This is a genomic window from Pseudomonas sp. TH32 (assembly GCF_016650855.1).
In the GTDB taxonomy this organism is placed as follows: Bacteria; Pseudomonadota; Gammaproteobacteria; order Pseudomonadales; family Pseudomonadaceae; genus Aquipseudomonas.
The window spans coordinates 4,727,089-4,752,477 of sequence record NZ_JAEKFA010000002.1 but is presented as its reverse complement, the minus strand read 5'-3'; the positions used below and the strand labels follow the sequence as shown (position 1 = coordinate 4,752,477).

Here is a 25,389-nt window from a genome sequence, read left to right as displayed (position 1 = left end):
GGTGCCGCGTGGCGCTCAACAGCATCGAAGAACTGGTTGAAGACATCCGCCAAGGCAAGATGGTCATCCTCATGGATGACGAAGACCGCGAGAATGAAGGCGACCTGATCATGGCCGCCGAGTGCTGCCAGCCGGAACACATCAACTTCATGGCCAAGCACGCCCGTGGCCTGATCTGCATGCCGATGAGCCGCGAGCGCTGCGAGCTGTTGAAGCTGCCGCTGATGGCGCCGCGCAATGGTTCGGGGTTTGGCACCAAGTTCACCGTGTCCATCGAAGCCACCACCGGTGTCACCACCGGCATCTCCGCTGCTGACCGCGCCCGCACCGTACAAGCCGCCGCCGCGAAAGACGCCAAGGCTGAAGATATCGTCAGCCCGGGCCACATCTTCCCGCTGATGGCCCAACCGGGTGGCACCCTGGCTCGCGCCGGCCACACTGAAGCGGCCTGCGACCTGGCGCGCATGGCCGGTTTCGAGCCGAGCGGCGTGATCTGCGAAGTGATGAACGACGACGGCACCATGTCCCGTCGCGCCGAACTGGAAGAGTTTGCCGCGCTGCACAACATCAAGATCGGCACCATTGCCGACCTGATTCACTACCGGATGATCCACGAACGTACCGTTCAGCGGATTGCCGAGCAGCCGCTGGACAGCGAACTGGGCCAGTTCAACCTGGTGACCTATCGTGATTCCGTGGAAGGCGACGTGCACATGGCCCTGACCCTGGGCACCATCTGCGCTGAAGAGCCGACCCTGGTGCGGGTGCACAACATGGACCCGCTGCGTGACCTGCTGATGGTCAAGCAACCCGGGCGCTGGAGCCTGCGGGCCGCGATGTCCGCGGTGTCCGAGGCCGGCAGCGGTGTGGTGTTGCTGCTGGGCCATCCGCTGGATGGCGACGTGTTGCTGGCGCATATCCGTGAAACCGCCGACCACGCGCCGGTGAAAAAACCGACCACCTACAGCATCGTCGGAGCCGGTTCGCAGATCCTGCGGGACCTGGGCGTGCGCAAAATGCGCCTGATGAGTGCGCCAATGAAATTTAATGCCATATCCGGTTTCGACCTGGAAGTAGTAGAATACGTGCCCTCCGAATAAAGGCCGGCGTTGTTTGCCCCTTGTTCGCGGTTCAAATATCACTGAGGGGCGCGCACTAAGCGCGTCCCGGCTCTTTAAGAGATTTGTCGAATGACCCTGAAGACCATCGAAGGTACCTTCATCGCCCCCAAAGGCCGCTATGCCCTGGTGGTTGGCCGCTTCAACAGCTTCGTGGTTGAAAGCCTGGTAAGCGGTGCCGTGGATGCCCTGGTTCGCCACGGTGTGAGCGAAAGCGACATCACTATCATCCGCGCTCCTGGCGCCTTCGAAATTCCACTGGTTGCGCAGAAAGTTGCACAGCAGGGTGAATACGCAGCGATCATCGCGCTGGGCGCGGTCATTCGTGGCGGTACTCCGCACTTCGAATACGTGGCTGGCGAATGCACCAAGGGCCTGGCCCAGGTGTCCATGGAGTTCGGCGTGCCGGTGGCCTTTGGCGTGCTGACCGTTGATTCCATCGAGCAAGCCATCGAACGTTCCGGCACCAAGGCCGGTAACAAAGGTGCTGAAGCTGCCCTGTCCGCCCTGGAAATGGTCAGCCTGCTGGCACAGTTGGAGGCCAAGTGATTAGCGACGACAGCGATCAGTTCAACCCCCAGGACCCGCGCCCAGCAGACGCCGGTAAGCCATCGAAAAGCGAAAAGCGTCGTGCGGCCCGCCAGCTCGCGACCCAGGCGCTGTACCAGCGCCACATGGCCAAAACCTCGCTGAACGAAATCGAGGCGCAGTTTCGCGTCGACAACGATTTCAGCATGGCCGATGCCAGCTACTTCCACGACATCCTGCACGGCGTTCCGGCCAACCTGCCAGAGATCGACGCTGCACTGACGCCGTGCCTGGACCTGGCGATCGAAGAGCTGGACCCGGTTGAACTGGCCGTACTGCGCCTGTCCACCTGGGAGTTGCTCAAGCGCGTCGACGTACCGTACCGCGTGGTGATCAACGAAGGGATCGAACTGGCGAAAGTCTACGGTTCCACCGACGGTCACAAGTTCGTCAACGGCGTGCTCGACAAGCTGGCCCCGCGCCTGCGTGAAGCCGAAGTGAAGGCGTACAAGCGCTAACCGGCGCTTGCTGACGCTATGGGCGAGTTTGAGCTGATCCGCAACTACTTCGCCGCCGCGCCCTGTGCGCAGGGCGGCGAAGGTATTGCACTGGGGATTGGCGACGATTGCGCCCTGCTGGCGGTTCCTTCCGGGGAACAGTTGGCGATTTCTACCGATACCCTGGTGGCCGGCGTGCACTTTGCCGACCCCTGCGATCCGTTTCTGCTCGGCCAGCGCTCGCTGGCCGTGGCAGTCAGCGATCTGGCGGCGATGGGCGCCAATCCCCTCGCGTTTACCCTTGCCCTGACCACCCCGACGGTTGATGCCGATTGGCTGCAACGCTATGCCCAGGGTTTGAACGCCATGGCCCAGGGTTGCGGTGTGGTCCTGGTAGGCGGCGACACCACCCGTGGGCCCCTGAGCCTGACCATGACCGTGTTTGGGCGGGTGCCGGCGGGCCAGGCCTTGACCCGCAGCGGCGCGCAGCCTGGCGACGTGCTGTGTGTGGGCGGTGAGCTGGGTAACGCCGCGGGCGCATTGCCGCTGGTACTGGGGCAGCGCACGGCAGAGGCGGCTATCGCCGAGCCGCTGCTGGCCCATTACTGGTCGCCGCAACCGCAGTTGGCGCTGGGCTTGGCGCTGCGGGGCAAGGCCACGTCTGCGATGGATATTTCCGACGGCCTTTTGGCCGATTGCGGGCATATCGCCAAGGCGTCGGCTGTCAGCTTGTTGATCGAACAGCAAAAACTGCCGTTGTCGGCCGCCTTGTTGGCGTTCGTCGGCGAGGCGGATGCCCGGGTGGCCGCGTTGAGCGGGGGGGACGACTACGTACTGGCGTTCACCTTGCCGCCTGCCGAACTGGCGCCGTTGTTGGCTGCCGGTGTGCCAGTGCATGTGATCGGCCGGGTCGAGGCGGGGCAGGGCGTTACCCTGCTGGATGCGTCTGGCCAGGACATCACGCCAGCCATTCGTGGCTATCAACATTTCTGAAAGGCATAGAACCAAGCTGAAGGCCAATCGAACCTATTGATCTTTATCAGCGACAATTCAGCTTAAGCGTCTGTAGGAACCTGCTGTTACAATCTATCCCCTGTGAAATCTGAAATCAGGAGCACACGGTGCCCGTCGTTTTCGTTGCCGCTTCCAAGCTGCCAACCCCTTTTGCCACGTTCACCATGAATGGCTTTCTTGAAGAAGCCACCGGACGCGAACACGTTGTTCTGAGCCTCGGTGATGTGGCCGACGGCGCCCCGGTCCTCGGCCGCGTGCACTCCGAATGCCTGACCGGCGATGCCCTGTTCAGCCAGCGCTGTGACTGCGGTTCGCAACTGGAAGCCGCCTTGCAGGCTATCGCCCGCGAAGGCCGTGGCGTGTTGTTGTACCTGCGTCAGGAAGGCCGTGGCATTGGCCTGCTGAACAAGATCCGCGCTTATGAGCTGCAAGATGGCGGGGCCGACACCGTCGAAGCCAACGAGCGCCTGGGTTTCGCTGCCGACCAGCGCGACTACGCGATCTGCCTGCCGATGCTTCAGCACCTGGGGTCAAATCCCTGCGCCTGATGACCAACAACCCACGCAAGGTCAAAGCCTTGACCGACATGGGTATCACCGTTGCCGAGCGCGTGCCGCTGCATACCGGCCACAACCCGCACAACAAACTCTACCTGGCCACCAAGGCCAGCAAGCTCGACCACATGATGGGCAACGAGCACCAGGGCGAGGCCGACCGGGCGTGACGCGCGGCCAGGTCAAGCGGCGACTGTCGTTTAACTGGTGGCAATACCTGGCGTTGGCGCTGGCGCCGTTGTTTGTGATCAACCTGGTGTTTGGCAAGGCCGAGCCCTTGCTGCCGGTGCTGGCGATGCCGTTTTTTATTGCCGGCGTGGCCTCGATGTTTGTCAGCCTGCGTTACTTCCATGGCTATAAACACGCGCTGATCGCCACCGAAAAAGCCCTCGACACCCCCGAAGAACCGGCTGCCTGGATCACCCTCGCGGCCCGTCGCCGCGTGGCGTTGCTGGTGGCCGCGCTGCCGGCCTGGGTCGGCGCGCTGGCGGTGTTTGTCGGGCTGGAGGCGGTGCCGCTGTTTCTGCTGGCGCTGTCGACCCTGGTGCTGTTCTACCTCTATCGCATCCCGCGTCAGTTGGGTTGATGCGCGCCTGGCTGGCGGTGTGGCTGCTGGTGGTCGCGGCCCAGGCTGTGGCGGTTGAGCGGGTTGTGAGCCTTGCACCGTCGTTGTCTGAAATCGTCGTGGAACTGGGTGCCGCCGATTTGCTGGTGGGCGTACTGGATGGCGGCGAGCGGCCACAGGCGTTGGCGAAGGTGCCGTCGGTTGGGAATTACGGGCAGTTGGACATGGAGCGCCTGCTCAGCCTCAAGCCGGATTTGATCCTGCTGTGGCCCGGCAGCGTCGGCCCGGCCCAGCGTGAACAGCTTCAACGCCTGAACATCCCGGTGTTTGTCGCCGAACCCCACAGCCTCGAACAACTCACTTCACAAGTCGAAACCATTGCCCGGCAACTCGGGCGGGCTGACGCCGGCCGGCAACTGGCCGCGCAGTTGCGTCAGCGCTTGGCCGAGTTGCGCTCGCGCTATCACCGGGCCGAGCCGTTGCGAGTGTTTTATCAGGTGTGGAACCAGCCGCTGTACACCGTGGGCGGCGGGCAGATCATCAGCGATGCGTTGGGTGTGTGCGGGGCGCGCAATGTGTTCGATGATCTCAAGCTGCCGGCGCCGCAGGTCAGCATCGAGTCCGTGTTGCAGCGCAATCCCGAGGTGATTCTGGCGGGCGATCAAGCACAGCTGGATGCCTGGAAGGCCTGGCCCCAAGTGGCAGCAGTGGCTGCCGGGCACTTGCTGCGGGTGCCCGACAAGGGCCTGGAACGGCCCAGCGGGCAGATGCTGGAGGCGGTGGCGCGGTTGTGTCAGGTGATTGCACCGGGGCTGTGAGACCGCTATCGCAGGCAAGCCAGCTCCCACATGTGACCGCGTTCATTCATGCGACGCGGTCAAATGTGGGAGCCGGGCTTGCCCGCGATGAGGCCGGTGCAGACGACTTAGAGTTCTGGCGTCCAGGTCACCCCGAACATCAACGCACGGCCTTCTTCCCGATAGCCATATTGCTGGCCTTGATACTGATACAGCGCCCGGCTGTAGCCCTTGTTCAGCAGGTTGTCGAGCTTCATTTCCAGGGTGATTTCGTGATTCACCGCCCAACTGCTCCGTAGACCGAGCAAGCCATATCCGCCCAGGCGTTGCTGGTTCGCCGGATCGTCGTAGCTGCTGCTCACCGCCTGCCAACTGGCGCCGACGCTGAACCGGTCGAATTGGCGATCCAGGTCCAGGCTCACGGTGCGCCTTGCTCGACGCGCCAATGTGCGCCCGGTGTCGCGGTCCCGTGGGTCGATCAGGGCGATGCCCAGGCTGCTTTGCCAACCGAACAGCTCTTGCCTGAGCGCCGCTTCGAAGCCGTTGATGCGTGCTGAGCTGACGTTTTGCGGGCCGCCGCTGGCGAACACGATCGCGTCCTGAATGTCGGTGCGGTACAGCGAGGCTTCGAGTCGGCTGGTGTCGCTGAGCTGGCTGCGCCACTGCACTTCGTAGCTTTTCGAGGTTTCGGGTTTCAGGTTCGGGTTGCTGTTTATCCCGTAGCTGTCGTCCGGGTAGTAAAGGTCGTTGAACGTCGGGGCCCGGAAGCCCTCGCTGTAGCTCAGCAACAGGTCATTGTCCGGGTTCAGCGGCAGTGTAAACGTGCCGCTCCAACTGTTGTGGCCGCCAAATTGCTGGTTATCGTCGCGGCGCAGGCCCAGTTCGGTGGAGAAGGATTGCGCCTGGAAGCGGTGCTGGATAAACGCAGCGCGGTTCCAGCGACTGTCTTCATTCAGGTGGGCGCTGCTGTTGACCTGGTCCTCGTACCAGTCGCCACCCAGGATCAGGCTGTTCTGGTCGTTCAGCGTCAGGTCGTTCTGCCAGTTCAGCGAATTGCGGTAGGTGTTGAACACGCTGCGTTCGGTGCTGAGCTTGTCCAGGGTCTTTTCGCGGTTTTCGCTGTGGCCTGCTTCCAGCCGAGACTTCCACACGTCATTGATACGGGCGTCGATATAGCTGCTGACGCTGCTCACGGTGAAGTCGGTGTAGGGCTGCTGCTGGAAGCTTTGGTAGGTTGTCGTATCAAAGCGGCCGAACGGGCTATCGAATTCGCTTTTGCCGCGGTTATCCAGCACGTTCACGCCTGCTTCGAGGTCATCGTTGAAGGCATGGCTCAGGCTGAAACTGATGGCCTGATTGCGATAGGCATCATGGTCACGGTCGCTGGGGTAAGAGGTGTGCGTGCGATCGATCCCGGCCGTGTCATCCAGGCTGGCGCCCAGGTTGAAGCGGGTTTGTTCGTCGCCGCCGGACAGGCCGAGGCTGCGTTCCCACGTCTGGTTGCTGCCGAATCCCACATGCAGCCGGGGTTGTACGCCAGGCTCGGTATTGCGCCGGGTGAAGATCTGGATCACCCCGCCAATGGCATCGCTGCCGTAGATCACCGAGCGCGAACCGCGCAGCACTTCCACGCGCTCAACCTGCTGGATATTCAGGTATTGCAGGTTGCTGGTGCCGCTGGTGGAACTGCTGATGCGCTGGCCGTCCACCAGCACCAGACTCTGGGCGGTCGAAGTGCCGCGGATGTAGACGTTCGTCTGGCTGCCGCGCCCTCCGCTTTGCGCCACCTGCACACCGGGCACGCGGCTGAGCAGATCGCTCACGCTGGTGGGTTGCAGGCGGTCGATGTCATCGCGGGTGAAGACGGTGTTTGCGGCACTGCTGTCGTTGCGTGCCTGGACCTGGCGGTTGGCGCTGATCACCACGTCGGGCAGCTTCAGGGCGTCGTCGCGTTCGAAGCTGTCGGCGAGCAGGTCGGTGGCGGGGAGCAGAAGAAGGGGCAGGGCAAAGCGCAGGCGATTCATGGGCTGTCCGTAGCGTTAAGGCAATACAAAACCAATGTGGGAGCTGGCTTGCCTGCGATGCAGGCACCTCGGTTTGTCAGTAACACCGAGGTGATGCTATCGCAGGCAAGCCAGCTCCCACATTTGATTGTTGTTTACAGGTTCAAGAGTGCCATGCGCTGACGAACCGAAGCTTCAATCCCCGCTTCATCCAGCCCGCATTCGGCCAGCATCTGCGCAGGCTTGGCATGCTCGACATACACATCCGGCAAGCCCAGGTGCAGCACCGACTTGAGGATGTTCTCCCGCGCCAGGAACTCACTGACTGCCGCACCGGCACCGCCCATGATGGCGTTTTCTTCGACGGTCACCAGCAGCTCATGACTGCCAGCGATCTCGCGCACCAGGGCTTCGTCCAGCGGTTTGACGAAACGCATGTCCACCACGGTGGCGTCGATCTTCTCGGCCACTTTCAAGGCTTCGGCCAGTTGCACGCCGAACACCAGCAAGGCAACGCCGCTGCCCTGGCGACGGACAATGCCCTTGCCGATTTCGATAGGCTCAAGGTCTTTCTCGATCACCGCATTCGGGCCGTTGCCGCGCGGGTAACGCACAGCCGCCGGGCCGTTGTACAGGTGGCCGGTGCTGAGCATCTTGCGCAGTTCGTTCTCGTCACTCGGGGTCATCACCAGCATGCCGGGGATGCAACGCAAGTACGACAGGTCGAAGCTGCCGGCGTGGGTCGGGCCGTCTTCGCCCACCAGGCCGGCACGGTCGATGGCGAACAACACGTCGAGGTTTTGCACCGCGACGTCATGAATCAATTGGTCATAGCCGCGTTGCAGGAACGTGGAATAGATCGCTACCACCGGCTTGGCGCCTTCACAGGCCATACCGGCGGCGAAGGTCACCGCGTGCTGTTCTGCGATGGCTACGTCGAAATAGCGCAGCGGGAAACGCTCGCTGAACGCCACCAGGTCGGAACCTTCCTTCATCGCCGGGGTGATGCCCACCAGGCGCGGGTCGGCGGCGGCCATGTCGCACAGCCATTCGCCAAACACACCGGAATACTTCGGCCCGCTGGGCTTCTTCGGCGCGGCGGCCGGGGCATTCAGCGGCTCAAGCTTGGTGATCGCGTGGTAACCAATCGGGTCGACTTCCGCCGGGGCGAAGCCTTTGCCTTTCTTGGTGACGATGTGCAGGAACTGCGGGCCCTTGAGGTCACGCATGTTGCGCAGGGTGGCGATCAGGGTCGGCAAGTCGTGGCCGTCGATCGGGCCGATGTAGTTCCAGCCCAGCTCTTCGAACAGGGTGCCGGGAACCAGCATGCCCTTGGCATATTCTTCGGTACGACGGGCAATTTCCCACGCGCCAGGCAGACGCGAGAGCACCTTCTTGCTGCCTTCACGCATGCTGGCGTAAGTGCGGCTGGAGAGGATTTTTGCCAGGTAATTCGACAGGCCACCGACATTGCGCGAGATCGACATGTCGTTGTCGTTGAGGATCACCAGCATGTTGGCGTCCACTTCCGGCGCATGGTTCAGCGCCTCGAAGGCCATGCCGGCGGTCAACGCGCCATCACCGATCACCGCAATCGCCTTGCGATCGCTGTTCTGCAGGCGGGCGGCAATGGCCATGCCCAGCGCTGCGCTGATGGAGGTGCTGGAGTGGCCGACGCCAAAGGTGTCGTACTCGCTCTCGGAGCGACGCGGGAAGGCGGCGATGCCGTCCTTCTGGCGCAGGGTAGCCATGCGCTCGCGGCGTCCGGTGAGGATCTTGTGCGGATAGGCCTGATGACCCACGTCCCACACCAGCCGGTCGTCCGGGGTGTCGAACACGTAATGCAGCGCAATGGTCAGCTCGATGACGCCCAGGCCGGCACCGAAATGCCCACCGGTCTGGCCGACCGTGTAGAGCAATTCCAGGCGCAACTCATCGGCCAGGGTTTCCAGCTCGGCTTCACCCAGGCGGCGCAGGCCGGCTGGCGTGTTGGCACGGTCCAGCAGGGGCGTGGCCGGGCGCTTGCGGGGAATCTCTTGGAACGTCGTGGGCATCAGGCGAATCGTTATAGGTATAGAAGAGGCGGCAGTTTACCTCAAGCATCGCAAACTGCCCACGCAGAGCGCCGAACTTGGCTGATATGCGGTGGAAAAGGCCGGTGCTGTCAGTGGCGACGTTCGACGATATACCGCGCCAGGTCACGCAGTGGCTCGGCAGCCGCGTCGAAAGGTCGCAGGGCGTCGAGTGCCTGGTCCCGCAGCTCCAGGGCGTATGCCTTGGCGGCTTCCAGGCCGAGCAGCGAAGGATAAGTCGGCTTGTCCCGTGCGATATCGGCACCCTGGCGTTTGCCGAGGGTCGCGGTATCGCTTTCAACGTCGAGAATATCGTCCTGCACCTGGAACGCCAGGCCGATGGTCCGCGCGTAGGTCTGCAAGGCCGCCAGTTGCGGCGCTTCGGCACGGCCACTGGCGAGGGCGCCGAGGTGCACGGCGGCCTCGATCAGCGCGCCGGTCTTGTGGCGGTGCATGTATTCCAGGGCTTGCTGATCGAGCTTCAAGCCGACCGAACCCAAGTCAATCGCCTGGCCGCCGACCATCCCGGCCGGGCCTGCCGCCAAGGCGAGCGCGGTGACCATGCGCAGGCGGATCTCGGCGTTGACGCTGCTCAGGCGCGGGTCCAGCAGAGCGCTGAACGCCAGGCTTTGCAGGCCGTCACCGGCGAGAATCGCGCAGGCTTCATCGAAGGCTTTATGAGTGGTGGGCTGGCCGCGACGCAGATCGTCGTCGTCCATCGCCGGCAAATCGTCGTGCACCAGGGAATAAGCGTGAATCAGCTCCACCGCACAGGCGGCGCCGTTGGCTTCCTCCGCCTGGGCGCCGAGTGCTTCGCAGGCCGCGTAAGCGAGCAACGGGCGCACGCGCTTGCCGCCGTTCATTACGCTATAGCGCATGGCCTCATACAGGCGGGCCAACTCAGGGGTAGGCGAAACAAACAGTGGTGCCAGCGCAGCATTGACCCGGGCCTGGCTGCCGGCCTGATAAGCGTCGATCATTCAGGCTGTTCCGCATCGAAAGGTTCTTCGGCCAGCTCCCCGTCGCGTTCCAGCAACACCTGGACCTTCTGCTCCGCCTGCGCCAGGGCGCTCTGGCAGTCGCGGGTCAGGCCGATGCCTTGCTCGAATGCGGTCAACGAGTCTTCCAGCGACAACTCGCCGTTCTCCATACGCTCGACCAGAGCTTGCAGGTCGGCGAGGGATTGTTCGAAATCGAGTGCAACTTTTTTGCGGGCCATGGCGGCTATTCCGGTAGACGGTAAACCGGCGCGACACTAGCAGACATGGGGGATTGGGGCAAATGAGTGGGCGGGATTGCCTTGTAAATCAGTCACCTTGGGTATTGATTTGGTAACGGGTACTACGGCCGCCGCCGGGTAACCGAACCAGGCAGTTTTTTTCCAGAAGATCGGCCAGATGTCGAGTCGCCGTGGCCTTGGACACTTTGGCCACGGCCTGATACTGGGCGGCGCTGATCCCGTGCTCAAAGCCCTGGTCGCCGCCGTCGAGCAGGCGATTCAAGACTTTGGTCTGTTCAGCGCTGAGTGCGTGGTCCCGATGCCGTTGCCAGAAGCGACTTTTGCCCAGCACCCGGTCAATCCGCGCCATTGCCTGCTGCAGGCTACGAAGCAGGGTTTGCAGGAACCACTCAAGCCAACCGGTGACATCCAGCGTGGCTTTTTGACTGGTTTCCAGTGCGCGGTAATAGCCCGCCCGGTCTTCAAGGATGCTCGCCGACATCGCGTAGAAGCGGATCGCCTGGTTCTCCGCCTGGGCGAGCGCGAGGTCAGTAATCGCCCGCGTCAGACGACCGTTACCATCATCGAAGGGATGCAGGGTGACGAACCAGAAATGCGCGAGGCCTGCGCGCAGCAATGGGTCGAGGGCCGCATGATTCCGGCTGGCTTCAAACCATTCGATGAAATCGTCCAGCGACTGCGCCAGACCTTGGCGAGGTGGCGCCTCGAAATGCACAGTGGGTCGGTCCAGTCGTCCCGACACAACCTGCATCGGCTCATCGCCCCTTAGCGCGCCTACGTTCAAGGCGTGCGTGGAAAAGCGGGCTTCCTCGGCGGGAAACAACCATCGATGCCAGTTAAATAGACGGGTTAGGGTAAACGGCTGAGCAAACTGTTGTGTGGCGTCCACCATCAAGTCCGCTAGGCCCTCGCTGCGCCGGCTCACGGAGCCATCCTGCAATTGCTCAAGGCCCAGGCGGCGGGCCAGGGAAGATCGTACCGAGCCAACGTTGAGTTGCTCACCCTCGATTGCCGAGGACGTCAGGATATTTTGCAGCAAGGCATCCAGTTCATTCTCCGAACTCTGCGCCTGGCTGACCGAGCTGAGCATGCCCAGCAACTTTCCTTGCGCCTGCGTGCACTCGCGCAACAATGGTGCGAGGCGCTCCGGTTGCCAGTGAAAGTGCGGCCAGTCAGGTTGTTGCCAGATCCAGTTCGGGTGATCCATGGCGGTGTGCTCGGTGGGTGAGCCGAATAGAAGGCTTATTCGGCTCATTCGGTGAGCCGATTGTGCAAGCTATTCGGCTCATCGTCCAGTCAGCCGCGCACGATCAACACCCGGTGGGTGAGGGCAGTGGTGCGCAGGTTCTGGCTGCTGATCAGGGCGTCCAAGGCGCTGTCGACTTGATTCAGGTTGAAGCTGGCATTGATAGTGCGTTGCCCGACTTTATCGTCGAGCCAGATCACATGGCCGCCTTGATAGCGCACCAACTCCTCAAGCACCTCGCGCAATGGTGCGTCCCGCACACGTAGCTGGCCGTCTCGCCAGGCCAGCAGGCGTTCGGCGTCGACGGCTTGGGGGGCTTGAACATGCCCGCTCACCACGCGCAACTGTTCGCCCGGCTGCAGCAGTTGATGTTGCCCTGCGGCGGCCACCTCAACGCTGCCGCGTAACAGAATAACCTCGTCGGTTGTGTCGTTATGCGCGACGGAAAACTCGGTGCCCAACGCCCGAATCCGAGTGCCGCCGGCTTGCACAATAAAGGGTCGACTGTCGTGGCTGACTTGCAGATACACACGGCCTCTTCGCAGATTTACCCGGCGTTCATCGGAGGTGAGGTCGATATCGAACGCGCTGTCGCTGTCCAGATGCAGATGTGAACCGTCGGCCAGGGTGATGTCCTGTTGTTGCCCGATGCGGGTGGTGTAGTCACTGCCCCAACTGCTGATCGGCGGGGTGCCCAGCCATATCGCGCTGGCGGCGAGTATCAGGCAGGCAGCGGTGGCGTAGGTTCGGCGTCGGGAGATCGGCCGCCGGCGATCTGGTTTGCGTACTGCCCGGTTGGGGCGATCCAGCAACTGCCATAGCGTTTCCGCGTTTTGGTAGGCGTGGGCATTCAGCGGGTCTTCGCGCCACTGCGCAAACGTATTGAGCTCCTGAAACGTCACATTTTCCCCACGCAGGCGGGTAAACCAGTCCAGGGCTTGCTGGTCACGTTCGGACGGCGAAGGGGTTGGCTGATCGTTCATCGGGACTCGGTGGCTTGCGGGGTTGTGGAGCGGTGGGGCGTTGTTTGAATGTTGTTCCATTTGCTTGGAGAGCAATATTCAGACGGGCGGTAATCTCCTTGTAGCTCAATTGCGGGAGCTGGGCCAGTGGAAACACTTTGTGGAGATGCGCGGAGAGATTGTTGGGTTGCCCCTGCGATGGAGGGAAAGCGCCGCCAGTGATGGGGTAAAGGTCGTATTCGTCGTTGATGGGACGGATACGATTGCGTTGGGTGTGGTGGATGCTCGGCTAATGGCGATGTGGTGGGAGAGGCGCGTACGTTGCTGCTCCTGAAAAGCTTGCTGTTCATCAGGGCGGAGGGAGTCAGAAGAAGAAGAATATCCCGGTATTATTTTTCAAAGCCGTATTTGTGAGCTTTATTAACTTTATTAATAACTCAGGATTTTCCGGGATTGTTGAACTCTTTAGGATGGAGAGGGTGTTTTCTATTTCGTTAGTTCCTTGTATTTTCTCGTCCTCATAGTCGTCAATAATTTTTCCAAGCTTTAAGTTTATATTGTCGATGATTCCTGAGTTTGTTAATTGTCGGTATTCGGTTTCGCTCATGTAGAGCTGTTCTAACTTGTTTTTAGGGCATGCATCCACGTCCAAAAGCTCCAATGCTTCTTGGCTCAAGGGTACGGATATTAGCTTCACTTATGCGATTCCTTTTTGAAGTGAGTGACTTCATTATATTCGCTTTGCGTTCTGCCCATCTGTTTACCTGATGACGAGGTTTTGTTATTTGGTATTGTTCCATTCAAACTTAGATATTTTCTGGTTCCGGGCAGCGACGGATCATAGATTCTAAAATAACCACCATTTAAGTCCTCAACCACTTCTATGCCTGTTTGTGGGTTTTTATAGATTTTCTTACCTTTGTCGGTAGTCGTCACTAACGGGTCGTGGCCGCCAAATTTGACAATGGTCTCATTGAGATTTGCGACTGGCCAGTTAGCCGAGTACATAGCCGCTCGCGCCGCCCCCCCTGTCTTTGGTAATTCAGCGTCGCCTTTTGCAACATGTGCTGTTTTGTTCGGCTCTTCAATCTCGGCGGTCGGTTTACACTCATCGCCTCCTGGGCACGAGTTTAACCCCAACGGATCCACCCACCCCGTCGGGTTGGGCGCGTACTGGTAGCTGTTCAGTCCACCCGCCAGTTTCACGGGATCAGGCGTCAGATAGCGGCCAATGTCCGGATTGTAGTAGCGATGGCGGTTGTAGTGCAGTCCGCTTTCCGGGTCGAAGTATTGGCCCTGGAAGCGCAGCGGGTTGGTGACGGTGTTGACGTCCAGCTTCGCGATTTGGCCGTAGGCGCGGTAGTGCGCGGACCACACGATTTCGCCGTCGGGGGCGGTGAGTTCTTGTGGGGTGCCGAGGTGGTCGAGTTGGTAGTGGAAGGGTTTTACGTCTTCCGGGCCGTAGCCTTTCAGCAGCGCTAACGGTCGGAAGCTGTTGGGTTCGTAGAGGTAGCTTTGGTGGTGATCGGCGCTGTGCTCGGCGACCAACATGTCGCCTTGCCAGAAAAACTCGGTGGTCTGGCTGTTGACGACTTTGGCGACGCGTCGTCCAAACGGGTCATAGCGATAGCTGGCCTGGCGGCCGCCGGGTTGGGTGACGCTGATCAGCCGATGCTGGCAGTCATATCGATATTCGGTGACCAACTGCTGGTCGCGGCCCCGGCGCTCGCGCAGGAGATTGCCGAAGGCGTCATAGTCGTAATGACGATCGCCTTGCATCAGCAGGCGGTTGCCTTTGATCACACTCGGCCCGACGCGGTCTTGCATCAGCAGGTTGCCCGCCGGGTCGTGGAAGAAGCGTTCCTGCAGGTCGTGCGAGTGGTTGGCGCGGGTCAGGCGGTCGAGTGGGTCGTAGTGGTAGTCGTGCTGGCCTTTGCGGGTGTCGAGGATGCGGGTGAGGTTGCCGCGTTGGTCGTAGTCGTATTGGCGGCGTTGGTGACGTTGTTCCTGCTGGGTGATGGCATGGGCGTGTAGGCGGCCCTGGTCGTCGTAGTGGTAGTGACTGAGGAGTTGGCCCTGTTGGCGTTGGTGTTCGCGGCCGGATTTGAACAGGTGCGAGGTGAGCGGGTTGCCATTCAGTTCGATGGTGGCGAGGTCGCCGCCTTTGTCGTGGTGGAAGGCGAGGCGGTTGTTGTCGGGCAGTCGCAGGTAGTTGAGTTGGCCGCATTCGTCGTAGCGGTAGCGCAGGGTGCCCCAGCCCTGGTGTTCGGCGGTGAGGCGGTTTTGCAGGTCGTATTCGTAGTGCAGCGGCCAGTGGCCATCATCGACGCTGAGGAGATTGCCGAGGCGGTCGTAGGTGTAATCGACGATGCTGCGGTCTGGCAGGTTTTTTCGTGCAAGGCGACCGGCGCTGTCTCGCTGATAACCCGTAACCAGCTGACTGCCATCGTCGCCGTACTCGGTCTTTTCCAGCAGATGCCCGGCGAGGTCGTAGACATAAGCCGTGCGGCGGCCATCAAAGCCGGTTTCCTGCTGGATCAATCCGTTGGCGTGATAGTCGAGCCGATAGGTTTCCCCGACTTCGTTTTCAATCTCGGTCAGTAACAACCGGGCATTGTCGTAACGGTATTTGAGCTGTGTGCCGTCGGGGTTGATGCGGCGGCTGATCAGGTGCAGGCCGTCCGCATATTCGTAGCGGGTGACGCGGCCCAGTTCGTCGCGCTCGGCGGTGATTTTTCCGTACGGGTTGTAGCTGAATTCGCGAGTGGCACCGCCCGGCTGAATCACCTTCAGCAAACGACCTACGGCGTCCCACTGATACTGGGTCAGCGCACCGTGCTCATCCTCGCAGGCTACCTGCCGCCCAAGGTCGTCATAGCGATAGCGCCGCACACCGCCATTCGCCAATTTCTCTTCGGTGAGCTGGCCACGCTCGTTCCAGATAAATCGCTGACTGCTGTTGTCCGGGTGCCAGACGCCGGAGAGTTTTCCGTGTTGGGTGTAGGTGTATTCGGTGTAGTTGCCGTCCGGATCAGTCTTGCGGGTGATATCGCCTTGATCGTTACGCTGGTATTTCCAGACCGCCTCACCACGGCGCACAACCCGTACGAAACCGTTGTCATGCTCGTAGGATGTGGGTGCATCGTCACCGGGAAACAGCGCAATCAACCGACCGGCTTCGTCGTACTGATACGCCGTCACCGCCCCGAGTGGATCCTGCTCGACGGTCAGCCGGCCTTTTTCATCGTAGGATTTGAAGTGCTCGGCGCCGTCCGGATCAATCCGTTGCACCAGCCGTGCGCGCTGGTCGTGGACGTAGACTTCCTGGCTGCCATCGGCGTTGTGCACAGTGACCGTGCCGTTGTCATCCCACACATACCGCGTGTCCATCTGGGAAAAACTGGCCCAATGCCGGACGCATCGCGCCGCCTTGCCGGACCGTTCCCACTCCCAGAAAAAACTCGCCCCACCGGCCAGTTCCCGCTCCAGAATCACCTGCTGATCGTCGTACCGATAACGCTCGCTTTCGCCGACAGCGTTGGTCGCCTCAACCAACCTCCAAGCGTCGTCATACTTGTAGGAAACAACGTTCTGCTCGGTAACCCAGTCCAGTTCCCGCTGCACCTGATAGTCGACGGCAACGATATGTCCACGGTCATACCGCAGCAGCAATCCCTGGCCGACGTGGTTATCGATCCGCTGAATCCGCCCGGAATAATCGCGGGAAATGCGCAGCCGGTTGTCATACGCGTCGCTGATCGACGTCAGCACACCGTCGCGGAAGTGATAGAAAAGGGAGGTTTGAGCCAGTACCCACTCATCAGGCAAAGCGCCCAGATAAATCGCCGCTTCCGCCAGGCTATTGGTGATGGCTGGCCGCGTAGCAGAGGGCAGGGGAAACGTAGTGCTGCGGTTTTCGTGATCGGTCCAGACCACCGTTTCACCGCTAACCACCAACCGCTGAGCCAGCGAATGACTCCAGCCAAACCCCAACCCGCAATCCACTTCCACCGCACTGCTGCGATACAACCGCGTCCAGGCAAAGGGCAGCACGCCCTCCAACGAGCCGTCGGTGAGGGTCAGCAGTTCCTCACCGGTGACCATCGACACCGGGCAGCCATTGGTTGCGGTCTTGTCTGCGGGAGCGGCTGCATCGCCGCCGGGGTTCTTGGCAGAGGAGGGCGCATCGTCGACATGCGCTTTCTCCCGAACCACGGTGTTCTGACGCGGCCCCCAGCGCATCTGCACACCACCCTTTTTCAACCCCTCAACGGCGCCCCGAACCGCTACTGTCTTGTACCGTCCCACTGCCCCCATAAAGCTCTGAAGAACACTGAATATGCCCTTCACAAACCGAATGGCCGCCTCAACAATCCGGGCGCCATACCTGAGCGCACGCGAACTCAAATAGGCGATGCCCGCCGCCGGCAAAACAACCGTCAGCAAAGCCGCCACCAACAAATCGATCAGCAACGACACCACAAACCCGGCCACCGCCTCGGCGGTACTGCCGGCAACCTCGCTAGGCGGTAACGCCGACAGCCAAATCATCGCCGTGCGCAGCATCAGGTACAGCGCCGCCTCATCACTGGCCAGTAACATGGCCTGTTCCATCACCTTTGGCGCAGTGCGGGCCAGCTCCATCAGCTCGCTGGCTTTGGCTCCCAGGCTTTCAAACAGCTTGCCCGGATCCTTGAAGATCTCCTGCACCTGCTTGATGGCGTCCCACACGCCAGTAATTGCTGCCCAACTTCCTGCCAGCACGCCAGTGCCAATCGCGCTTGAAGTGGACCTTTCCCAATGCGGTCTGAAACCGTCCCATTGCTTGCGAAGCCAGCTTTCCAGGTCAGCGGTCAAGCCGTCGTAAGACGAAAACAGCGCCTCGACCTGCTCCTGTGAAACCCCACCCTGCACCCGCACCCGATAGCGTTTGCCGGCCACACAGGGGTGAGAGCCTTTCCCCTGTTCATCGAGCATGACGACGGTAGAGCTGCCGTCATCCAGCCCAATCACCTCAACCGGAATACCTCCCAGCGGCACGTCATACACCGACTCGAACTTGCTCTCGATCTCCAGTACGCCGCCGACCTCACAGCGCACCACCGTCGAGAAATTGTCATCGGTCATGCTCACCGATTTGCTCGAATCTCCCACCCGAATGATTCGATCCATCCCCAGCAACGACGGCAAATCTGCCCCATGGCTGACCTTGTCCAGTGCCTGCGAATACCAGGCGCCCACCTGCTGGCGATACACCGCCAGGCTCTGATGAAAGCCGTCCAGTTCGTGTTCGATATGGGCAATGTGGGACGAAGAAGCAGTCATCCGTGACGTCTCTGCAAAGGGGAGGCGTCGGAGTCTGCAACAGCAAAATAGGGGCTGGACGAGTGGTCCGGAAAATCAGATTGGGCTTACGAGGAGGGAGATTTTTTCCGTGCCGAGCTGGCGCCCGGCACTACGTAGAACAGCGATTCAGCTCATTGACGGCAGTGGCGTTTTCAGTGGTGCGGTGCATTGGCCCTGAGCATCCTTGAGACTGGCCTCAAACTCGACCAGTCCTCCATGCATCTTCTGCAATGCCTCGATCTGCCGCACCAACTCCTGCTTCTTGTTGGCGATCGCCTTGTCCGCCAGCTCCCAGGGCAGCCCATCATCGTGATGCCCACCCAGAATCGCCTGCAACTCCTTGAGCTTGAAACCCAACTGCTGGGCACACTTGATGAACGTCAGCAGCTCGACACTTTGCGTGGAGTAAATCCGATAACGGCCTTCCCGTTGCGGCAGCGGCAACAGGCCGATCGCCTCATAGTGACGAATCGCCTTGATCGTGGTGCCCGACAACTGCGCGGCTTTGCCGATGTACATGAAAAGTCCTTTTCCCAAAGAGTGCACCGGCCTGTTTCAGCCATTGTTCGCGCTGCGCTGGCGTGGAGCCCAGCACCGGTCCGAACTGCAACGTCTTGATCGGCTGGATGCCACAAAACGCCAGCGTCGTCTTGCGCATCTGATGCAGCGCAGGCATGCGGTAGAACCACCTGTAATACCACGGCGGCGTGTCCAGGGTCACCAGCAAATGCGCGGTTCGGCCCTTCAGGAGTTTCTCGGGGAAGGCCTTGCCCTTGCGGTATTTGAAGGCGAAACCGGACAGGAAAATCCGGTCGATAAAACCCTTCATCAACGCCGGGATACCGCCCCACCAGATGGGGAAAACAAACGTCAGGTGATTGGCCCACAGGATGTCGGATTGGGCGTTGAGCAGGTCGGGCTCCAGAGGTTGGACCTGGCTGTAGCCGTTGTGCAGGATGGGGTCGAACGTCAGGTCGCCCAGGCGCAGAACGCGTACTTCGTGGCCGGCAGTTTTGGCACGGGTGATGTAGGTGTCGGTGAGGGCAGAGCAGAAGCTGGTGCTCGAAGGATGGCCGAGGATGACCAGGGTGCGTTGGCTCATGGTGGTGGGGTCCTGAAAGTTAGGGCTTCAGGGTGAGGTGTGACCTTAGGGGGAGAGTCAAGAAGTGGCAGTGATTGGGAATGGCCAGGAAGACTCATCCCTTTCATTTGCAGGACGTTTCCTAGAGAATTCCAAGCGCTTGCGCCAGCAAAATCCCGCGACTAGTCTGCGTTCCGTCACCGCATATTCGGTGATCGGGTTTAGTCGCCCGGACAACGCTAGGCGCACAGTGCCATCTCAAAGCCAGGTATTTATCGCCTGCACTTTATGGTGGCTGTGCGCAGGGCACCTTCGGGTGCGCCGGTGCCTAGCGGCCGGTCGACTAACCTGCGTACAGCTGCCACCTTCTGATCGTTTAGTCGCGAGAAGTTAGTGGTTCAACTCACTGCTAGGAGTTCTACCATGGTCAAAGTTACCCCCGATCCACCCGCCTTCCACAAAGCCTTACTCCGCGATACTGATGCCTCGCGCCGAGTGATTGATCGCTACCTCAAAGCGCCGGACGCAAAGCCTTCACCCAACCCGTTTACCGTTGATGACGAACTGAGTTTCGAAGATGCTCTGGCTCATGCTGCCGAGCTGTTGCATTGCGCCGTGGCGACCGCCCAGGCGTCGACCGAGCCGCTGAATGGTTCGCAGCGGGCGGTGATGCATTTGGTGGAAATGTCGAAGGTGGTGGTGGATCGAGCGCTTGACTGTCTGCAGCCGAGGTGAGGATCCTCGGCCGACGCTGAGGTAGCGATGCATTTGGTCAGCAACCTACTGACCAAATGCTGATCAATACGGCTCATGGGCGCAAATCCCGGCAGACGATCGCCATGGATTAAAGCGGTCCCCTCAGGCGTATGGCTTGAAGTCATTGCTGTCGCGAGTGAGTAGCTGCATCAGTTTGGGATGAATGAAGAGCTTTTCCTTTCCAACCTGCACCTCTTGTAGAACGTCAATGGCGACTAGCTCTTTGAGGTAGCGGGAGGCCGCTTGACGCTGTGCAATCTGTTTGTCGACTACGTTGCTGATACGGCAGTAGGGCTGTTCGAAAATGACGTCTACCAGCTCGCGGGAATAGGTTTTCGGCAACTGCTCACGAACAAACTGAGAGGTGTGCTCGGACAGGCTGCGGATAGCGGCAATTTTTGCACAGGTCCAGCGTGCTGTTTCCTCCACGGCGCTGAGCATGTACAGCAGCCAGGGCTCCCAGGCTTGTTCGCGAGTGACGTCTAGCAACAAGCGGTAGTAATCGGCCCTATGGGCAATGATGTAACGGCTAAGGTAGAGAATCGGTAGATTCAGCAGGCCTTCCTGGATCAGGTACAGAGTGTTGAGCACTCGCCCGGTACGGCCATTGCCGTCGGTGAAGGGGTGAATGGCTTCGAATTGATAGTGACCTACTGCCATACGTACCAGTGGATCCAGGTCGGTCTCGTTGTGCAGGAAACGCTCCCAGTCGGCGAGCATGTCACGCAAGCGATCTTCGCCTTCCGGTGGTGTATAGATAATCTCTCCGGTTCGGTCATTGGCTAACTGGACACCTGGCACCCGACGTATATCCATGTTCACGCCCTTCAGCGTGCGGCAGATTTCGACTGCAGTACCTGTGGAGAGTGGGCGTTCGGCCAACGATTGATAACCTTTTTGCAGAGCTCTGCGGTAGCGCAGTGCTTCCTTGGTCGCCGGATCGGCATGGCTATCTCCATTTTGAGCATGCTGAAAAAGCAAGTCCGTGGTGGTGACAATACTTTCGATCTCCGAACTGTCCTTGGCTTCCAGCAATGGGATGGTGTTGATCAGCATTGTCTGGTTTGGGATCAACTCCGCCGCCTGCTTCAGCTCGGCCAAGGCTGTGCGGGCCTCAATGCAACGTTTGAGCACTGCACGGGTTTCCAGCTCAGTGGTCGGAGGCAAGGGGGGAAGCTGGTTATAGGGCTTGTCAGCCTGCCAGGGAAGGTGGGATGTGGTCATGGATGGGGGCCTGGTCTTTGAAGTTTCCATCTAAAGGCAAGGAGGGCTCATCAGAGCACCCTTTCGTAGCGTCAGTGTAAACATGCGTGCCTTACGTGTCGCTGGATTTTGATTTCTGCGACACGATATGTTTTTGTGTCGTTGGTGGCGACACGTTCACCCAACGTGTTCTTGAAAAGAGGTTTTAGCGACGTATAGGGCGGAGGTTCTGCGAATGGAAGAGAGTGCTTGAGTACTCGTTGGGGCGGTTGGCAAGTTCCCCAAAGAGTCTGATGCTTGATAAGTGCAGTACTTTTCTCCAGGCATTAAAAAGCCGGCTTGTGGCCGGCTTCTCGGGGACTGGTTCAGCTTATTTTTGGTAAACCTCACCAGCCTTCAAATCGTTCACCCAGACTTGCGCCCAGGTGATAGGGGCATCAGCGGGAACTCCTCCGCATCGCCAGGCAGGGCGGACCGGCTTCACGCCAACCCCCTGCCAAATGTGCGGCGCATGATACCCACATTCGCCTCAATTTCCCAGCTTCGGATCCGATTTAGAGCCTTCGTAGCCCAATAAATGCTCATCCAGCGGCACCGGCGGGCGGCGGTTGTTCAGTGTCGCCCACCAGAACACCCAGCCCAGAATTTCAAAGTTCTGCTCATGCCGCTGTTCGTAGGTCAAAAACTCGTCCGGATGTTCGGCGCTGTTGTGGCTGCGCATCCGCAGGCCGCCACCGGGGCGGTTGTAGAGGTATTTGATGCGCAACATTCCGTCGTGTTCTACCGCATAAATCTCGCCGTCGATAATCTGTTTGCGGCCGCAGTCGATGGCGAGGGTACTTCCGTCCTGGATGATGTCGATCATGCTGTTGCCGACCATGTAGGCACCGAGTGCCCGCTCCGGGTTTACGCCGATGGTTTCAAGGGTGTGCAGGGAGAGGCGGATGTTTTCGGTTGAGGTGAAGGTGGGGTGGAGGGGGATCTCCACGTCGATTTTTGCCGGCGTTGAGACCGGCTGGGCTATGTAGTTGCCGGTCTGTTCACGGGCGATACGGTGTGTGTGGTCTGCATCGGATCCTTCCAGCAGGAAGTTGGCGGGTGGATGTTTGGGGCCTTCGCCTGTGCGCAGCCAGCGGCTGGTGACGCACAGCAGTTCTGCGAACTCGTTGAGACGGCCCATGGGGACGCCGCGCTTGAACCAGTTGTTTACGTGTTGAGGCGTAACATCGCGGTTCTTGGCGAAGTCGGAAGCGGAAAGATGAACTTCCCTTAATAGCGCTCTTAAGCGATCACCTGATGTATTCATAAACGCAGAGTTTACTGGCCGTAAAACCAGATCAAATAAACCATGCGTTGAGTTGCCGTATGTAGGTGTTTCCTTATTGAAGGCTTATTCTGTTAGTTAACTAATCTAGTTAAACATGGGCTGTAAAAGTGTTTATTAAAATAGCCGGGTGTTTATATTTTTCCCACAAAAAAAGCCCCGAATAATCGGGGCTTTTTTAGAGCGAGTAGCGGTATCAGCCTTTGTAGGCAGCGACCGACTTCAGGATCTCGGCACGGGCGGCGTCTGCGTTGCCCCAACCATCGATCTTCACCCATTTGCCTTTTTCGAGGTCTTTGTAGTTCTCGAAGAAGTGTTTGATCTGTTCCAGCAGCAGTGGCGGCAGGTCGGTGTATTCCTTCACGTCGACGTACAGCTGGGACAGCTTGTCGTGGGGTACTGCGATAACTTTGGCATCGCCGCCGCCGTCGTCAGTCATGTTCAGGATGCCGACCGGGCGTGCGCGGATAACCGAGCCTGGGGTGACCGGGTAAGGGGTCACGACCAGCACGTCGAGGGGGTCACCGTCGTCAGCCAGGGTGTTGGGGATGAAACCGTAGTTGGCCGGGTAGAACATCGGGGTGGCCATGAAACGGTCAACGAACAGGCAGTCGCTGTCTTTGTCGATTTCGTATTTGATCGGCGCGTGGTTGGCCGGAATCTCGATGGCGACGTAGATGTCGTTCGGCAGGTCTTTGCCAGCCGGAATCTTGCTGTAGCTCATTGGGCGTTGCCCCCGTAGTTGGCCATGAAACATGGCCGGATTGGCCTAAAAGTGGCGGCGATTATAGGCATATTCTGACGCCGATGCCATGCGTCAGACGTCGTAGGGCGCTTGGCGTTCCGTCTGATACCGCACGTCGCCGGCCTGCAGCTGGTGCAGGCGCGCCAGTGGGTCCTGGCGGTAGAAGTGGCTCAGTTGCTCGTACACCTGTGGATAAGTGCTGGCCAGTAAATCCGGGGCGCTGAAGAAATATTCGCTGGTGACGGCAAAGAACTCGGCCGGGTTTTCCGCGGCGTACGGGTCGATGGCCGTTTCGGCGTCGGGGTTGTGGTCAAGTTGGCGGTTGAGGTCGTCGAAGGCGCTTTGCATGACGCTGGCCCATTCCTGCACGCGCATGTCGTGGTGCAGCGGCGGCAGGCCGTTGGCGTCGCCGTTGAGCATGTCCAGCTTGTGGGCCAGTTCGTGGATCACCAGGTTGTAGCCTTCCCAGTTGCCGCTGGCCAGCACGCCGGGCCACGCAAGGATCACCGGGCCCTGTTGCCAGGCTTCGCCGCTGTGTTCACCGTCCCATTCGTGTTCCACGCCGCTGGCGTCGCGATGGCGCTGGGGGCTGAGGAAGTCGTCGGGGTAGAGCACGATCTCGTGAAAACCCTGGTACCAGTCGAGGTCGCCAAGGTTCATCAATGGCAGCTGCGCCTGGGCGGCGAGCAGCAGGCGTTGTTCCTGGTGCAGTTCGACGCCGGGCAGGGCCGTGAGGTGTTTTTCGGCGAGGAACAGCACGCACGCTTCCCGCAGCCACTGGTCTTCTTCTGCGGTGATGCCGTCGAGAAAGGTCAGGTGGTGGCGCACCCGCTGCCAGGTTTCATCGGCAATCGGGTGCTTGGCCAGCAGGCGCCGGCGACGCCAGGCGCTGAGGGACCACATCGCCGGTTACTGCGGCTTGGCTTCGGTGGAGCTGCGGCCGAAGCGGCTGCGGAACACACCGATGATCATCGGTACCAGCGACAGCAGGATGATGAACACCACCAGCAGCGACAGGTTTTTCTTGATGAACGGTACGTTGCCGAAGAAGTAGCCCAGGGTTACGAGGCCGCCGACCCACAGGATGGTGCCGAATACGCTGAACCCGAAGAAGCGCGGGTACGGCATCTTGGCGATGCCGGCGACGAACGGTGCGAAGGTCCGCAGGATCGGCAGGAAGCGCGCCAGGGTCACGGTTTTGCCGCCGTGCTTGTCGTAGAAGTCGTGGGTTTTCTGCAGGTAGTCGCGGCGGAAGATTTTCGAGTTGGGGTTGCTGAACAAGCGTTCCCCGGCCGTTCGTCCGATCACGTAGTTGGTGCTGTCACCCAGGATAGCCGCGAGCATCAGCAAGCCGCCCAACAATATGGGGTCCATACCGCCGCCTGCTGCGATGGCGCCGGCGATAAACAGCAAGGAGTCACCCGGCAGGAAGGGCATGACCACCAGGCCGGTTTCGCAAAAGATAACCAGGAACAGAATGGCGTAGATCCACACTCCGTAGTTTCTCACCAGCATGTCGAGGTACACGTCGAGATGCAGGATAAGGTCGAGCGGGTTGAAATCCATGGAGGGCACCTGTGTGAATGGCCTGGCTCAGCGGGCCTGTGCGGAGGCTTCGGGTAATAAGGGCTACAAGGTTGTGGCTTGTTTCTTACGACCCTGAAAGGTCCGCATTATACGGATAGAGTCGTGAAAAGCGTGTTGGTTTTGTAGCGGGGAATGTCGCGACATCGATCGTATTGTAGACACAGCGTCCGTGTGGGAGGGGGCTCCCACAACAGATGCATGAGGTTTGGTTAATAGATGTCAGTCATCGCTGATGGGCAGCACGTAGTTTTTGAACTCGGTGTCTTCCCTGAAACCAATGGATTCGTAGGTTTTCTGCGCCACCTCGTTGTCGCTGCTGGTGGAAACACGCAGGCGCACGGCGTGCGTTTCCTTGGCCATCTTCTTCGCAGTGCGCATCAGGTTGTCGGCCACCAACTGCCGGCGTGCGTCTTCGGCCACATAGATGTCGTTGAGGATCCACACGCGCTTGAGGGAGAGCGACGAAAAACTGGGATACAACTGGCAAAAACCGAGCAGTTTTTTGTCGTCATCGTCGGCCAGCGCCAGGTAGATCACCGACTCCTTGCGGCGCAGGCGTTTTTCCAGGAAGGCGCGGCTTGAATCGGGGAAGGGCAGCGCGCCGTAGAACTCGCGGTATTTGACGAAAAGCGGGGTCAACAGGTCCAGGTGTTCCAGGGTCGCTTGAGTTATCCGCATGCCAGGCCTCAACTTCCAAATGGGGTATGACCACACAAGCGGCCGTGTCTCGATGCTGCCTAAAGCGGAGAAA

At 60.0% G+C, this 25,389-nt stretch carries 23 protein-coding genes and 1 pseudogene; 8 read left to right on the top strand and 16 right to left on the bottom strand.

Annotated elements, in window-relative coordinates; translation table 11 throughout:
* Positions 1–8: 8 nt before the first annotated feature.
* The 7 genes and pseudogenes from ribBA (at position 9) to JFV30_RS25420 (ending at position 5,094) form a co-directional block, all read left to right on the top strand.
* Positions 9–1,100 carry a bifunctional 3,4-dihydroxy-2-butanone-4-phosphate synthase/GTP cyclohydrolase II gene (ribBA, locus tag JFV30_RS25450; RefSeq protein ID WP_003209987.1) on the top strand — a complete coding sequence of 364 codons (1,092 nt, stop codon included), beginning with the start codon at positions 9–11 and terminating at the stop codon, positions 1,098–1,100.
* Between the two features lie 90 nt (positions 1,101–1,190).
* Positions 1,191–1,667, top strand: coding sequence for a 6,7-dimethyl-8-ribityllumazine synthase (gene ribH / locus JFV30_RS25445; protein ID WP_003209986.1), 477 nt, complete (start codon positions 1,191–1,193; stop codon positions 1,665–1,667).
* Complete coding sequence (gene nusB, locus JFV30_RS25440; protein WP_010174665.1) at positions 1,664–2,164, top strand: transcription antitermination factor NusB; 501 nt, start codon at positions 1,664–1,666, stop codon at positions 2,162–2,164. Before ribH ends, nusB begins: the two co-directional genes overlap by 4 nt.
* An 18-nt stretch (positions 2,165–2,182) precedes the next feature.
* Positions 2,183–3,136 carry a thiamine-phosphate kinase gene (gene thiL / locus JFV30_RS25435; RefSeq protein ID WP_201125471.1) on the top strand — a complete coding sequence of 318 codons (954 nt, stop codon included), beginning with the start codon at positions 2,183–2,185 and terminating at the stop codon, positions 3,134–3,136.
* Positions 3,137–3,264: 128 nt separating this feature from the next.
* Positions 3,265–3,881 (top strand): annotated as a pseudogene (gene ribA / locus JFV30_RS25430) (GTP cyclohydrolase II).
* The gene (locus JFV30_RS25425; protein ID WP_201125470.1) at positions 3,878–4,297 is read left to right on the top strand and encodes a nuclear FMR1 interacting 1 family protein; all 420 of its coding nucleotides are present in this window, start codon (positions 3,878–3,880) and stop codon (positions 4,295–4,297) included. Before ribA ends, JFV30_RS25425 begins: the two are co-directional and overlap by 4 nt.
* Complete coding sequence (locus tag JFV30_RS25420) at positions 4,297–5,094, top strand: cobalamin-binding protein (protein ID WP_201125469.1); 798 nt, start codon at positions 4,297–4,299, stop codon at positions 5,092–5,094. The genes JFV30_RS25425 and JFV30_RS25420 overlap by 1 nt, the downstream gene beginning before the upstream one ends.
* 107 nt (positions 5,095–5,201) lie before the next feature.
* Here the strand turns inward: JFV30_RS25420 and JFV30_RS25415 are convergent, their stop codons facing one another.
* The 10 genes from JFV30_RS25415 to JFV30_RS25370 form a co-directional block, all read right to left on the bottom strand.
* Positions 5,202–7,097: a TonB-dependent receptor domain-containing protein gene (locus JFV30_RS25415; RefSeq protein WP_201125468.1), complete on the bottom strand. Its 1,896-nt coding sequence runs from the start codon at positions 7,095–7,097 to the stop codon at positions 5,202–5,204.
* Between the two features lie 134 nt (positions 7,098–7,231).
* Complete coding sequence (gene dxs, locus JFV30_RS25410) at positions 7,232–9,130, bottom strand: 1-deoxy-D-xylulose-5-phosphate synthase (RefSeq protein WP_010174689.1); 1,899 nt, start codon at positions 9,128–9,130, stop codon at positions 7,232–7,234.
* 110 nt (positions 9,131–9,240) lie between these two features.
* Positions 9,241–10,128 carry a (2E,6E)-farnesyl diphosphate synthase gene (ispA, locus tag JFV30_RS25405; protein WP_201125467.1) on the bottom strand — a complete coding sequence of 296 codons (888 nt, stop codon included), beginning with the start codon at positions 10,126–10,128 and terminating at the stop codon, positions 9,241–9,243.
* A complete protein-coding gene (locus JFV30_RS25400; protein ID WP_010174693.1) occupies positions 10,125–10,367 on the bottom strand; it encodes an exodeoxyribonuclease VII small subunit in 243 nt (80 codons plus the stop codon). The genes ispA and JFV30_RS25400 overlap by 4 nt, the downstream gene beginning before the upstream one ends.
* An 88-nt stretch (positions 10,368–10,455) precedes the next feature.
* Positions 10,456–11,595, bottom strand: a complete 1,140-nt coding sequence (locus JFV30_RS25395; RefSeq protein WP_201126241.1) for a Fic family protein — start codon at positions 11,593–11,595, stop codon at positions 10,456–10,458.
* A gap of 89 nt (positions 11,596–11,684) precedes the next feature.
* Entirely contained in the window at positions 11,685–12,617 is a 933-nt protein-coding gene (locus tag JFV30_RS25390) for a FecR family protein (protein WP_201125466.1), read from the bottom strand.
* A 343-nt stretch (positions 12,618–12,960) separates the two neighbouring features.
* Positions 12,961–13,293 carry a hypothetical protein gene (locus JFV30_RS25385; RefSeq protein ID WP_201125465.1) on the bottom strand — a complete coding sequence of 111 codons (333 nt, stop codon included), beginning with the start codon at positions 13,291–13,293 and terminating at the stop codon, positions 12,961–12,963.
* Complete coding sequence (locus JFV30_RS25380) at positions 13,290–17,921, bottom strand: RHS repeat-associated core domain-containing protein (protein WP_201125464.1); 4,632 nt, start codon at positions 17,919–17,921, stop codon at positions 13,290–13,292. Before JFV30_RS25380 ends, JFV30_RS25385 begins: the two co-directional genes overlap by 4 nt.
* A gap of 147 nt (positions 17,922–18,068) precedes the next feature.
* Complete coding sequence (locus JFV30_RS25375; RefSeq protein WP_201125463.1) at positions 18,069–18,461, bottom strand: MerR family transcriptional regulator; 393 nt, start codon at positions 18,459–18,461, stop codon at positions 18,069–18,071.
* Positions 18,400–19,044, bottom strand: a complete 645-nt coding sequence (locus JFV30_RS25370; RefSeq protein WP_201125462.1) for an NAD(P)H-dependent oxidoreductase — start codon at positions 19,042–19,044, stop codon at positions 18,400–18,402. Before JFV30_RS25370 ends, JFV30_RS25375 begins: the two co-directional genes overlap by 62 nt.
* 402 nt (positions 19,045–19,446) lie before the next feature.
* Between JFV30_RS25370 and JFV30_RS25365 the strand changes: the two genes are divergently transcribed.
* Positions 19,447–19,758, top strand: coding sequence for a DUF6124 family protein (locus JFV30_RS25365; protein WP_201125461.1), 312 nt, complete (start codon positions 19,447–19,449; stop codon positions 19,756–19,758).
* Between the two features lie 123 nt (positions 19,759–19,881).
* Here JFV30_RS25365 and fic read toward each other — a convergent pair whose 3' ends face one another.
* The 6 genes from fic to JFV30_RS25335 all read right to left on the bottom strand — a co-directional run bounded on the left by fic (position 19,882) and on the right by JFV30_RS25335 (position 25,316).
* On the bottom strand, positions 19,882–21,003 hold the full coding sequence (gene fic, locus JFV30_RS25360) for a protein adenylyltransferase Fic (protein WP_201125460.1): 1,122 nt from the start codon (positions 21,001–21,003) through the stop codon (positions 19,882–19,884).
* A gap of 508 nt (positions 21,004–21,511) precedes the next feature.
* On the bottom strand, positions 21,512–22,288 hold the full coding sequence (locus tag JFV30_RS25355; RefSeq protein WP_081480122.1) for a LexA family transcriptional regulator: 777 nt from the start codon (positions 22,286–22,288) through the stop codon (positions 21,512–21,514).
* 214 nt (positions 22,289–22,502) lie between these two features.
* Entirely contained in the window at positions 22,503–23,030 is a 528-nt protein-coding gene (ppa, locus tag JFV30_RS25350) for an inorganic diphosphatase (RefSeq protein ID WP_003219382.1), read from the bottom strand.
* A 93-nt stretch (positions 23,031–23,123) separates the two neighbouring features.
* Entirely contained in the window at positions 23,124–23,954 is an 831-nt protein-coding gene (locus JFV30_RS25345) for a M90 family metallopeptidase (RefSeq protein ID WP_201125459.1), read from the bottom strand.
* 6 nt (positions 23,955–23,960) lie between these two features.
* Positions 23,961–24,617 carry a DedA family protein gene (locus JFV30_RS25340; protein WP_010174737.1) on the bottom strand — a complete coding sequence of 219 codons (657 nt, stop codon included), beginning with the start codon at positions 24,615–24,617 and terminating at the stop codon, positions 23,961–23,963.
* A gap of 240 nt (positions 24,618–24,857) precedes the next feature.
* Positions 24,858–25,316: a GNAT family N-acetyltransferase gene (locus JFV30_RS25335; protein WP_010174739.1), complete on the bottom strand. Its 459-nt coding sequence runs from the start codon at positions 25,314–25,316 to the stop codon at positions 24,858–24,860.
* Positions 25,317–25,389 lie beyond the last annotated feature (73 nt).

Bases quoted from the DNA above. Each gene is read 5' to 3' on its own strand.
- fic (WP_201125460.1), bottom strand. From the start codon at position 21,003: ATGACCACATCCCACCTTCCCTGGCAGGCTGACAAGCCCTATAACCAG.
- ispA (WP_201125467.1), bottom strand. From the start codon at position 10,128: ATGATCGACGCTTATCAGGCCGGCAGCCAGGCCCGGGTCAATGCTGCG.
- JFV30_RS25370 (WP_201125462.1), bottom strand. From the start codon at position 19,044: ATGAGCCAACGCACCCTGGTCATCCTCGGCCATCCTTCGAGCACCAGC.
- JFV30_RS25365 (WP_201125461.1), top strand. From the start codon at position 19,447: ATGGTCAAAGTTACCCCCGATCCACCCGCCTTCCACAAAGCCTTACTC.
- JFV30_RS25415 (WP_201125468.1), bottom strand. From the start codon at position 7,097: ATGAATCGCCTGCGCTTTGCCCTGCCCCTTCTTCTGCTCCCCGCCACC.
- JFV30_RS25335 (WP_010174739.1), bottom strand. From the start codon at position 25,316: ATGCGGATAACTCAAGCGACCCTGGAACACCTGGACCTGTTGACCCCG.
- JFV30_RS25345 (WP_201125459.1), bottom strand. From the start codon at position 23,954: ATGTGGTCCCTCAGCGCCTGGCGTCGCCGGCGCCTGCTGGCCAAGCAC.
- JFV30_RS25420 (WP_201125469.1), top strand. From the start codon at position 4,297: ATGCGCGCCTGGCTGGCGGTGTGGCTGCTGGTGGTCGCGGCCCAGGCT.
- JFV30_RS25355 (WP_081480122.1), bottom strand. From the start codon at position 22,288: ATGAATACATCAGGTGATCGCTTAAGAGCGCTATTAAGGGAAGTTCAT.
- JFV30_RS25380 (WP_201125464.1), bottom strand. From the start codon at position 17,921: ATGACTGCTTCTTCGTCCCACATTGCCCATATCGAACACGAACTGGAC.
- ppa (WP_003219382.1), bottom strand. From the start codon at position 23,030: ATGAGCTACAGCAAGATTCCGGCTGGCAAAGACCTGCCGAACGACATC.
- JFV30_RS25340 (WP_010174737.1), bottom strand. From the start codon at position 24,617: ATGGATTTCAACCCGCTCGACCTTATCCTGCATCTCGACGTGTACCTC.
- JFV30_RS25390 (WP_201125466.1), bottom strand. From the start codon at position 12,617: ATGAACGATCAGCCAACCCCTTCGCCGTCCGAACGTGACCAGCAAGCC.
- dxs (WP_010174689.1), bottom strand. From the start codon at position 9,130: ATGCCCACGACGTTCCAAGAGATTCCCCGCAAGCGCCCGGCCACGCCC.
- ribH (WP_003209986.1), top strand. From the start codon at position 1,191: ATGACCCTGAAGACCATCGAAGGTACCTTCATCGCCCCCAAAGGCCGC.
- JFV30_RS25375 (WP_201125463.1), bottom strand. From the start codon at position 18,461: ATGTACATCGGCAAAGCCGCGCAGTTGTCGGGCACCACGATCAAGGCG.
- JFV30_RS25400 (WP_010174693.1), bottom strand. From the start codon at position 10,367: ATGGCCCGCAAAAAAGTTGCACTCGATTTCGAACAATCCCTCGCCGAC.
- JFV30_RS25395 (WP_201126241.1), bottom strand. From the start codon at position 11,595: ATGGATCACCCGAACTGGATCTGGCAACAACCTGACTGGCCGCACTTT.
- thiL (WP_201125471.1), top strand. From the start codon at position 2,183: ATGGGCGAGTTTGAGCTGATCCGCAACTACTTCGCCGCCGCGCCCTGT.